Source organism: Micromonospora sp. NPDC005324 (assembly GCF_040607155.1).
GTDB classification, from domain to species: domain Bacteria; phylum Actinomycetota; class Actinomycetes; order Mycobacteriales; family Micromonosporaceae; genus Micromonospora; species Micromonospora trifolii.
Map to the genome: position 1 here is coordinate 1 of NZ_JBEXGE010000094.1, position 5,206 is coordinate 5,206.

Annotated in this window: 5 protein-coding genes and 1 pseudogene; 4 read left to right on the top strand and 2 right to left on the bottom strand. The window is 66.0% G+C overall.

The window, feature by feature from the left end; all coding sequences use genetic code 11:
• Positions 1 to 248: 248 nt before the first annotated feature.
• On the top strand, positions 249 to 506 hold the full coding sequence (locus ABZS40_RS36175; RefSeq protein WP_354949206.1) for a peptidase inhibitor family I36 protein: 258 nt from the start codon (positions 249 to 251) through the stop codon (positions 504 to 506).
• 266 nt (positions 507 to 772) lie between these two features.
• A complete protein-coding gene (locus tag ABZS40_RS36180) occupies positions 773 to 2,311 on the top strand; it encodes an MFS transporter (protein WP_354949207.1) in 1,539 nt (512 codons plus the stop codon).
• Positions 2,312 to 2,535: 224 nt separating this feature from the next.
• Here the strand turns inward: ABZS40_RS36180 and ABZS40_RS36185 are convergent, their stop codons facing one another.
• Complete coding sequence (locus ABZS40_RS36185; RefSeq protein WP_354949208.1) at positions 2,536 to 2,805, bottom strand: hypothetical protein; 270 nt, start codon at positions 2,803 to 2,805, stop codon at positions 2,536 to 2,538.
• Between the two features lie 572 nt (positions 2,806 to 3,377).
• Positions 3,378 to 3,805: pseudogene (locus ABZS40_RS36190) on the bottom strand (IS5/IS1182 family transposase); the annotation flags it as partial.
• A gap of 505 nt (positions 3,806 to 4,310) precedes the next feature.
• Between ABZS40_RS36190 and ABZS40_RS36195 the strand changes: the two are divergent.
• Positions 4,311 to 4,601 carry a hypothetical protein gene (locus tag ABZS40_RS36195; protein WP_354949209.1) on the top strand — a complete coding sequence of 97 codons (291 nt, stop codon included), beginning with the start codon at positions 4,311 to 4,313 and terminating at the stop codon, positions 4,599 to 4,601.
• Positions 4,598 to 5,128 carry a hypothetical protein gene (locus tag ABZS40_RS36200; RefSeq protein ID WP_354949210.1) on the top strand — a complete coding sequence of 177 codons (531 nt, stop codon included), beginning with the start codon at positions 4,598 to 4,600 and terminating at the stop codon, positions 5,126 to 5,128. The genes ABZS40_RS36195 and ABZS40_RS36200 overlap by 4 nt, the downstream gene beginning before the upstream one ends.
• Positions 5,129 to 5,206: the final 78 nt, after the last annotated feature.

Consider the following 5,206-nt stretch of genomic DNA (forward strand, 5'->3'; position numbering starts at 1 on the left):
CAACCTCGCCAAACGCCTCACCACCGAAACCACCCCAACCTGGCGAGACGACTAAAACCACAACACACACAAAATACGTGAATCAGACGTCCTCTGAGATCACATCTGAGGTGCTGAAGCAGCGGTGAAGTTTCGCTGAGGTCTGCGACGGCTAGCTTTCGAGCACTAAGCAGTCAGACCCGGGAGGATGACGCGTGCGACGCAGAACGTGAGTTATTGCAAGCGCCACAGTGGCCCTCCCTGGTCTGATGGGATCGGTGGCGGTCGCGTCAGCCGTTCAGGCGGCGACGGGATTCGACCGTTGTCCGTCCGGATGTTTCTGCACCTTCACGGGCTTAGACGGCAGCGGCTACATGGCGTACTTTCACTACGGCTCGCCGAACCTCAGCGAGCAGGGTATGGAAACAACGTTTGGTCCATACGCAATCGCACCGGCCGCATCTGGACTGGGTGCGATGGATTTAATTACATTGGCTGGGCGCTACCCAGCTCACCCGGTTCTTTAAGCACGGGAACCAACATCCCTCTTTACTCGGTGGTTCGGATGAGCTCGGTTCGGAGCTAATGCCTCAACCCGCTAACGTGGCTCAAACCGTCGGATGCTCGTTAACAGCCCCTGCAGACCACTGGTATAGCCCTTGGCTCTGATGATCCCTCTCATCGAGAGTGAGCGTCCGAAGTCAAGGGCTCCTTGCTGAATCGTGCCAACTGGACTGACACGGGCTAGAGCGCCGGCCCGGCTCGGAGAAGGACTATGTTGTCGACTCCCGCAGTGTCCGCCCGCGCCACTCCTCGGTCGTGGCTCGGCCTGGTCGTGCTGACGTTGCCGATGCTCCTGATCGCGGTGGACAGTACCGTCCTGCATCTGGCGCTGCCGGCGATTACGCGGGCTCTCTCGCCCACCGCGTCCCAGCAATTGTGGATCATCGACGTCTACTCGTTCGTACTGGCTGGCCTGCTCATCACCATGGGGGCGCTCGGCGACCGGCTGGGGCGCCGGAAATTGCTGCTCATCGGCGCGGCGCTGTTTGCCGCGGCTTCCGTCGCCGGCGCCTACACCTCCAGTGCGATAGGTCTAATTCTCGCCCGTGCTGCGCTCGGGCTAGCTGGCGCGACGCTGATGCCCTCCACGCTGTCGCTGCTGCGGACCATGTTCCTCGACCGGGGGCAACGCCGGTTCGCGATGGCGGCGTGGATGACGATGGGTTCCGCCGGTGCCGCCGTCGGCCCGGTGGTCGGGGGCTGGCTGCTCGAGCATTACTGGTGGGGGTCGGCGTTTCTGATCAATATTCCCGTGATGGTGTTGCTGCTGATAGCGGGACCACTCCTGCTTCCCGAAACCCCCAACCTCCACAGCGGCCGGTTCGACCTCATCAGCGTTGCCCTGTCGCTGGCCGGCGTGCTCAGCCTGGTGTACGGTCTCAAGTCGCTCGCCGAAGGCAACGCGGGCGGACGGGCCGCCACGATGGCAGTCGCCGGAGCGGTCGCCCTGGCCGCTTTCGTTCGCCGGCAACGCCGCCTGCCGGCACCTCTCATCAACATAGGGCTGTTCGCAGTGAGTACGTTCCGTGGCGCAGTCATAGTCGACTTGATGGTCGTATTCGCAGTGATGGGGTCCACGATCGTTATCACTCAATACCTGCTGCTCGTGAGCGGAATGGGTCCACTCGAGGCGGCGCTGTGGCTATTGCCTTCAAGCGTGTTCTCGACGATTGCCGGGTTCCTGGCCGCCGGGCTAGTCAAGCGCATCGGGACGGCCCCCCTCGTCACGACCGGACTGTTGCTTGCGGCCAGCGGATCCACTGTCTTGTTGACCTTCAAAGCCACCCTGAGTCCGACGCTGCTCGCCGCGTCGCTGTCGTTGATCGCGCTCGGTGCCGGCGTTGGACTCACACTCACCAACGACGTGATCATGAGCTCGGTCAGCCCGGCGCGGGCCGGTCAGGCCGCAGCGATCTCCGAAACCGCCTATGAGCTCGGGATCGCCCTGGGCACCGCGATGCTGGGCTCTCTCGTGACGGCGACGTACCGCCTCGCCATGCGCGACGATTCGGCTCTGCAATCCACCGTCGGTCCAGATTCCGCCGAGCGCGCCTCGTCCACCATCGGTGAAGCTATCACCGTCGCCGGTGAGCTGTCTCCAACGGCGGCCACCGTCGTTACCGTCGCTGCCCGGGACGCGTACACCGCGGGACTGGCACTCACGGCCGGCGCCGGAGCAGTAGTCCTGATTATCGCCGCCATCCTGGCGTTCAAGACGCTGCGCCGGGTCTCCTCCACCGACGACCTCACTATGGAGGACTCGGACTGAACGCCCACCCCGAGTATCGCATTCGAGTGCCCCTTGACAACCGCGAGCCAAACGAGCCCGCAACGCCCCAGTGCGGATATGGCGATGCTGACCGGTATGCAGTTGGCCTGCTAAAAGCGTGCTTCACATCGCTGTTGTTTCGGCGTGTTGAGGGTGCGGCGTTGTTGGCGGGTGGCGGGTTGGCCTCAAGTGAGGCGGCGAAGCATGCCGCTGAGGGCTGCGCATTAGATCATGGCCTCTGCCGTTTTTTGGTGGGTTTCATGGTCGCGGGCTAGGCTGTGGTGGGCGGTGATCCGGGCCAGGGTCCGTTCGACGACCCAGCGGCGGGGGTGTACGACGAAGCCGTGCTGGTCGGCGGCTTTGCGGGCGATCTCGACGGTGGTGCGTAGCAGGTCGCGGGCCCAGTCGACGAGGCGGCCGGCGAAGGCGTGCCGGATGGGAGTCGCCGCGTAGGCGGCGAGCAGGGCGCCTTTGGCACCGCTCGGTCCTGCCATGACGCGGCGAGGACCCAGTCGGTGACCAGCAGGCCGAGGGTGTCGGTGACGATGAACCACTTCCGGCCGTTGATCTTCCTGCCGGCGTCTTAGCTGCGGACCTGGTAGGGGGGTCGAGGCCGACCTGGCCTTTAGCGGTCTGGAACAGCTCCTCAATGCTCCAGCGGGAGCCGGTGACCCGGACGAGGGTGTGTAGTGGCACGGGTCGGGGTGACCAGCACAGGTACAAGGCCAGCTCGTCGGTGGTGCGGTTGCGGCGGATGAGCAGCCACCGGTGCTCACTTGGCTGGGCTGCGGTGGTGATCCAGGCCCACAGGTAGTCGCGGGGTCCTTTCGCCCCGGGTCCGCAACCGCGCCGCGGCCACTATGTCGTGGGGATTCGCTCGGCGAGTCCTCGACGCGGATGAGGGTGCGGCCGTCGTTGACGTGCACGCGTCGGTCGCAGCCGACGGCCAGGACGTAGCTGATCCCACGCTGTTCCAGGTCAGCGCGCAGGCCGGGGTCGGCGCCGTAGACCTCATCGCCGGTTACCCGCCCGAACGGGACTCCTGCATCCAGGGCGGCGCGGACAAAGCCCAGATCAGTCGGCCTGCCGGATCAGCGATGACCTGCACGTTCACGCCGTGACGGCGATGCTTGCCGGAGTAGTACGGCTTCTGGCCGCTGACTCGGTCGAGCGGGATCAGGGTGCTCTCGAGGATCGCGTAGGCCAGCAGGCGAATCCTGGTCATCGCCGTGGTCAGGTCGTCGGCGGTAACGGCGAGCAGGTCGATGGCCTCTCGGACGTATCGCCAGGCCATCGTGACACCGGTCTCGAACCCCGGCGGCCAGGCGGGTCAGGGTGACACCCGTTACGCAGGTGGGCCAAGGCGAGCAGGGCTTGCCGGCCGGGGTCGAGACGCCGCCATTGGGACCGTCGCTGGTCACGGCGGGCTAGAACGAGACCGGCGAGGTGGTTCAGACTGCGGGTGAACAACGGAATTGCGGCAGGGTAAGACAGTACAGCGAGGCTCCCGGTTGGGGCATCGGATCTTGGTCGACTGCTGTCTCACCGGGAACCTCGTCCTATGTCGACACAAACCCCCCGCGCTGCCCGCGACCTGTACCGTCACGATGAAAATTGCTTATTGGAGTACAAATACGCCAGCAGGAGATCCGTTCTAGCCTGCTGTGGTGGTGTGGTTTATCCGCGGGCATGGAGCAGCCACCGCTGAGTCTCGTGATTGTGCGGGCCAAAGATGCGGCGGTGGCTGCCGCCTACAGAGTAGACGGCCAGTGTCCGGTCCGCGCGAACCTTGCGAGTGTCCGGGTGACTTTGCGAGCGGTCTTGCGAGGTGTTCGCATGACCTTGCGAGTACTCGTTGCGGTTCGGGGTGGCCGGGCAGAGGCAGGCATCGAGGGGCGTGCACAATCTTGGTGTGACTGTCGATCTTCCCGCACGGCGACAGAGTACGCCCGCCCGTCATCGCCAGCATGTCTCTCCCGGACGGCCGCACAGGGTCTACGTGCGGCTGTCGGAGGAGGAGTTCGCCCAGGTGAGGGCGGCTGCTGGGGAGGCCCGGTTGACGCCGACCGGGTACGCCGGGGAGGTCACGATCGCGGCGGCTCGCGCGGCGACCGGCGCTCGCGGACCTGGATCGCGCTTCGAGCTGGCGACGGTGCAGCGTGAGCTGTTCGCCGTCCGCAGCGCCCTGGTCGGCGCTACGACGGTGCTCGACGCAGGCCGGTGCGCCGCCGCAGTGCAGCGCCTGGACGAGGTGGTCGACCGCGTGCACGCGCTGCTCAGGTCGTCGTGATCTGCCGGATCCGCCGCCGCAGCGCCCGCCCGCTGGACCTGCTGCGCTACCTGTTCGGACCGGGTGAGCGGGGCGAGCACGACAACCCACGGCTCGTTGGCGCTTGGGCGAGGGCCGCGGTCGGCGGCGTCCACGAACTGGCCAGGTCGGCGCAGGGCTTCTCGGTGGTCCGGCTGTCCCGCCTGCTCGACCAGCCCGTGGCCGCCGCGATCAACCCGCCTCGCCGGCCGGTCTGGCACTGCTCGGTGCACACCCACCCGACGGATCCGGCTCTGTCTGATCAGCAGTGGGGCGCGATCGCCGCCGAGTTCACCGCTGCGGTCGGGCTGGCACCACCGGCCGATGACGGGGGCGCCCGGTGGGTGGCGGTGCGCCACGGCACCGACCACGTCCACATCGTGGCCACGTTGGTGCGGCAGGACGGGGCCACCGTCTGGACCCGCAACGACTACCACCGCTGCCAGCGGCTGGCTCGGGATCTGGAGCGGCGTCTCGGGCTGTTTCAGCTAGTACTGCAACGGCAGTAGGCGAATCGAGTTCGGTTCGCGTTCGTTGGTCTGCGTGTGACGGACGTTGATGTCGATCGTTGGCATGGGGAGTTGGAC

What these genes read in the sequence shown, in the direction of transcription:
- ABZS40_RS36185 (WP_354949208.1), bottom strand. Translation starts at nt 2,805, where the DNA reads ATGGCAGGACCGAGCGGTGCCAAAGGCGCCCTGCTCGCCGCCTACGCG.
- ABZS40_RS36175 (WP_354949206.1), top strand. Translation starts at nt 249, where the DNA reads ATGGGATCGGTGGCGGTCGCGTCAGCCGTTCAGGCGGCGACGGGATTC.